Origin of the sequence: Micrococcus sp. HSID17227 (assembly GCF_003989405.1) — a bacterium.
GTDB classification, from domain to species: domain Bacteria; phylum Actinomycetota; class Actinomycetes; order Actinomycetales; family Micrococcaceae; genus Micrococcus; species Micrococcus luteus.
Genome location: NZ_RBLN01000201.1, coordinates 1 through 4,072, shown reverse-complemented (window position 1 = coordinate 4,072; position 4,072 = coordinate 1). Strand labels below are relative to the sequence as shown.

At 72.3% G+C, this 4,072-nt stretch carries 5 protein-coding genes and 1 pseudogene; 4 read left to right on the top strand and 2 right to left on the bottom strand.

Annotated features, from left to right (window positions below; all coding sequences use genetic code 11):
* A pseudogene (locus D8M29_RS09375) lies at positions 1 to 526 on the top strand (alpha/beta hydrolase); the annotation flags it as partial.
* A 31-nt stretch (positions 527 to 557) separates the two neighbouring features.
* Here the strand turns inward: D8M29_RS09375 and D8M29_RS09370 are convergent.
* The gene (locus D8M29_RS09370) at positions 558 to 1,046 is read right to left on the bottom strand and encodes a MarR family winged helix-turn-helix transcriptional regulator (RefSeq protein ID WP_036338682.1); all 489 of its coding nucleotides are present in this window, start codon (positions 1,044 to 1,046) and stop codon (positions 558 to 560) included.
* Positions 1,047 to 1,157: 111 nt separating this feature from the next.
* On the opposite strand from D8M29_RS09370, the gene D8M29_RS09365 reads away from it, so the two are divergent.
* Both D8M29_RS09365 and D8M29_RS09360 read left to right on the top strand, forming a co-directional pair.
* A complete protein-coding gene (locus tag D8M29_RS09365) occupies positions 1,158 to 1,577 on the top strand; it encodes an organic hydroperoxide resistance protein (RefSeq protein ID WP_002855232.1) in 420 nt (139 codons plus the stop codon).
* Positions 1,577 to 2,002: a membrane protein gene (locus D8M29_RS09360; protein WP_036338685.1), complete on the top strand. Its 426-nt coding sequence runs from the start codon at positions 1,577 to 1,579 to the stop codon at positions 2,000 to 2,002. The genes D8M29_RS09365 and D8M29_RS09360 overlap by 1 nt, the downstream gene beginning before the upstream one ends.
* A gap of 139 nt (positions 2,003 to 2,141) precedes the next feature.
* On the opposite strand, the gene D8M29_RS09355 is transcribed toward D8M29_RS09360, so the two are convergent.
* On the bottom strand, positions 2,142 to 3,656 hold the full coding sequence (locus D8M29_RS09355; protein WP_036338687.1) for an acetyl-CoA hydrolase/transferase family protein: 1,515 nt from the start codon (positions 3,654 to 3,656) through the stop codon (positions 2,142 to 2,144).
* Between the two features lie 187 nt (positions 3,657 to 3,843).
* Between D8M29_RS09355 and D8M29_RS09350 the strand changes: the two genes are divergently transcribed.
* Positions 3,844 to 4,072, top strand: a 229-nt coding sequence (locus D8M29_RS09350) for an alcohol dehydrogenase catalytic domain-containing protein (RefSeq protein ID WP_153240285.1), incomplete at its 3' end; no start/stop codon positions are given.

The following is a 4,072-nucleotide window of genomic DNA, read 5'->3' as shown; positions in this document are numbered from 1 at the left end:
GCAGCCCCTCTCTCCCCCACCCACGCTCTTCCGATCTCTGGCCACCGCCCACCCCGAGCGCGTCGCGTCCCTGACGGTCCTGTCCACGCCGCACCCGGCCGCCCTGGCCCGCGCCCTGCGCGGCCCGGACCAGCTGCGCCGCAGCTGGTACATCGCCGCCTTCCAGGCGCCGGCCCTCCCCGAACGAATCCTCGCCCGACGGCTGGGCTCCCTGCTGCAACGGGGGCAGGTCCCCGGGGCGGAGCACTACGCCCGCCGGTTCTCCACCCCGCAGAGCCTGCGCGGCCCGGTGAACTGGTATCGGGCGAACCCGGATCTGGTGACCACCACGCGCAGCGCGCCCGTGACGGTCCCCACCACGTACGTGTGGGGCACCCGGGACGCGGCCCTGGGGCCGCGGGCCGCCGAGCTCACGGCCGGGCAGGTGGCGGGGGAGTACCGGTTCGTGAAGCTCGACGCGGACCACTGGCTGCCCGAGCGTGAGGCGGATGCCGTCGCTCGGGCGATCCTGGACCGGGTGCGCTGACCCGCGCTCCGCGCGGGCCGCTCCCGCCGTCTCAGCGCGGCCCGGCGGCCTCGGTGATCCGGTTCAGCAGGTCCATGAGGACCTGGCGCTCGGTGGTGTCGAGGGGGATCCGGGTGAGGGCGTCCACCGGGACCGTCCGGGCGGACGCCCGCAGCGCTCGCCCCTCGTCCGTCAGCCGGACCAGCACGCGTCGCTCGTCGTGGACGTCGCGCTCCCGCGTGACGAGCCCCATGCCGGCCAGGCGCCGCACCAGGGGTGTGATCGTCCCGTTGTCCATGCCGAGCCGGTCCCGCAGCGCGCCGACTCCCAGCGCCCCGGCGTCCGGTGTCGACGCCTCCGTCTCGGCCGAGGCGTCACCCTCCGCCTGCCACAGGGTGAGCATCACGAGGTACTGAGGGTAGGTGAGGCCGAGGCGGGACAGCAGGGGGCCGTAGCCGCGCGTGACGGCGCGCGCCGCCCGGTGCAGGGCGAAGCAGAGCTGGTCCTCGAGGGCGAGGCTGGGGGTCGGCGCGGCATCCATGGAAGCGATTCTAGTGGTCGCTGGGGAGCGACTTGGTTGCGCGCGACCTAACAGGGTGGCAGGCTGGAGCCGACTCGTCCCGCACGGGGCGGGCGGATGAAAGGACCTCCTATGGAGACCATCTACACCGCCGAGGCGCTCAGCACCGGCGCCGGCCGCGACGGCCATGTCCGCACCACCGACGGGCGGGTCGACCTCGACCTCGCCGTGCCCACCGAAATGGGCGGCTCCGGCCAGGGCACCAACCCCGAGCAGCTGTTCGCCGCCGGCTACGCCGCGTGCTTCCACTCGGCCCTGCAGATGGTCGCCCGTGCCTCCCGTGCCGACATCACCGACTCCTCCGTCGGCGCGCGCGTGGGCATCGGCCGCCAGGGTGAGGGCTTCGGCCTGGAGGTCACCCTCGAGGTCGTGCTCCCCAATGTCCCCGCGGATCAGGCCCGCGCCCTCATGGAGCAGGCGCATCAGGTGTGCCCCTATTCGAACGCCACCCGGGGCAACATCGACGTCGTCCTCGAGCTCGGGGAGGCGTGATGACGAAGCACCGGCAGCCTGTCCCCCTCTCCCAGACCGCCGCCCGCCTCGGCCTCGGCGGGTTCATGACCGCCGCGGGGCTGTCCCACCTCACCGTGGCACGCCGTGAGTTCCGCGCCCAGGTGCCCTCGTGGGTCCCGCTCCCGGCGGACCTCGTGGTGCTCGGATCCGGCGTGGCCGAGATCGGCCTCGGGGCCGCTCTGCTGGCGCTCCCCGGGCAGCGCCGCCTGACCGGCACCGCCCTGGCGGCCTTCTACACCGCGATCTACCCCGGGAACATCGGGCAGTACGCCGAGCGCAAGGACGGCTTCGGGCTGGACACGGACGGTCGCCGCCTGGCGCGGCTCTTCGGCCAGCCCGCCCTCATCGCGGCCGCCCTGTGGGCCGCGGGAATCCCCGAGCGGGAGCAGGGCGGGCGCGGCTGACGCCGTCGCCGGTCCTGCGGCCCTGGGCCGGCTCCGGGCACGTGCCCGGAGCCGGCGTGATCTCACCCTGCCGCGAGGCGCGGCCCACTGTAGGGTGCCCCGTCGCAGGTGTCCCGCAGGTGTCCGGTCCGGCGGGCCGTCAGCCTTGACGCATCGTCCCGGTCTCGAGGAAGCGCTGGTGCCAGGACAGGGACTCGCCCAACAGGTGCGGGGTGTGCAGGCCGTCCGACCCGCGCATCGCGCGGTCGAAGTAGTCCCGCAGCTGCTCCCTGTAGTCCGGGTGCGCGCACGTGTCGATGATCGTGCGGGCGCGCTGCTTGGGGGAGAGGCCGCGCAGGTCGGCCAGCCCCTGCTCGGTGACCACCACGTGCACGTCGTGCTCGGTGTGGTCCACGTGCGAGACCATCGGCACGATGCAGGAGATGTCCCCGCCCTTGGCCGTGGAGGGGGTGAGGAAGAACGAGGTGAACGCGTTGCGGGCGAAGTCGCCGGAGCCGCCGAGGCCGTTCATCATCTTCGTGCCCATCAGGTGCGTGGAGTTCACGTTGCCGTACAGGTCGGCCTCGAGCATGCCGTTCATGGCGAGGATGCCGAGGCGACGCACGAGCTCGGGGTGGTTGGAGATCTCCTGGGTGCGCAGGATCAGCTTGTCCCGATACTTCGCGGCGTTGTCGTTGAACCGTTCGGCGGCCTCGGTGGACAGGGAGAACGCGGTCGCGGACGCGGTCGCCAGGGTGCCGGAGTCCAGGGCGTCGAGCATGCCGTCCTGCACCACCTCGGTGAACGCGGACAGGCCCGTGAACCGGGACTTCACCAGCTCGGACATCACCGCGTTCGCGATGTTGCCCACGCCCGACTGCAGCGGCAGCAGTCGCTCGTCGTACCGGCCCTGGGCCACCTCGTGCTCGAAGAACTCCACGAGGTGCTGGGCGATCGCGATCGAGTCCGCGTCGGCGGGCTTGAAGGGGGAGTTGCGGTCCGGGGCGTGGGTCTCGACGACGGCCACCACCTTGGCCGGATCGCACCGCAGGTACGTCTCACCGATGCGGTCCGCGGGGTGGGTGAGCATGATCGGCGTGCGGTGCGGGGGCAGCGCGGTGCCGTAGTAGACGTCATGCAGACCCTCGAGGTCCTCGCTCTGCCACGAGTTGACCTCGAGGATCACCTGATCCGCCAGGTCGATCCAGGACTTGTTGTTGCCCACGGAGGAGCTGGGGACGAGACGGCCGTCCTCGCGGATCCCGGACACCTCGATCACCGCGGTGGTCATGGGCCCGTAGAAGCCGTTCCACACGGTCTGCGCCAGGTGGGACAGGTGTGTGTCGATGTACTCGATCGCGCCCGCGTTGATCTTGGCGCGCATCGTCGGGTCCGACTGGAACGGGGTGCGCAGCGCGACGGCGTCCGCCTCGGCCAGCGCACCGTCCATCTCCGCGGAGGTGGACGCCCCCGTGTGGAGGTTGATGCGGAACTCCTCGCCGCGCGCGTGCAGCTCCTTGGCCCGCTCGGCCAGCGCCGTCGGCACGGCCTTCGGGTAGCCGGACCCCGTGAACCCGCTCATGCCCACGGTGGTGCCGTGCTGGATGAACGCCGCCGCCTCCGCGGCGGACATCACCTTCGACCGGAGGCCGGGGTGGTGGATGCGGGACGACATGGGTGAGGCCTCCGTGCGGGTGAGACGAGTCGAGCGAGAGCGCTGTGACGTGGAACAGCGATCAGCGTACCCGCGTCACGGGTGGCCGTGGGGATGATCACGCCGGAAGTCGCCGAGCCCGACCTGCGTGATCGACGACGGCGAACAGGGCTCGGCACTCCGGGTCGGCGCGCCTAGGCTCGGCGGCATGCGAGCACTCGTCCTCCAGTCCTACGGTGGCCGTGAGGCCATGGCCCTCACCGACGTCCCCGCCCCCACGGCCGGCGCCGGCGAGGTGCTGATCCGCACCCGCGCGGTCGGCCTCAACCCCGTCGACGCGATGCATCGCGAAGGCGACTTCAAGGCCATCGCCCCCGACGACTTCCCCACGGTCGCCGGCAACGAGCTCAGCGGCATCGTCGAGACCGTGGGCGCCA

Bases quoted from the DNA above. Each gene is read 5' to 3' on its own strand.
- D8M29_RS09360 (WP_036338685.1), top strand. From the start codon at position 1,577: ATGACGAAGCACCGGCAGCCTGTCCCCCTCTCCCAGACCGCCGCCCGC.
- D8M29_RS09370 (WP_036338682.1), bottom strand. From the start codon at position 1,046: ATGGATGCCGCGCCGACCCCCAGCCTCGCCCTCGAGGACCAGCTCTGC.
- D8M29_RS09355 (WP_036338687.1), bottom strand. From the start codon at position 3,656: ATGTCGTCCCGCATCCACCACCCCGGCCTCCGGTCGAAGGTGATGTCC.
- D8M29_RS09365 (WP_002855232.1), top strand. From the start codon at position 1,158: ATGGAGACCATCTACACCGCCGAGGCGCTCAGCACCGGCGCCGGCCGC.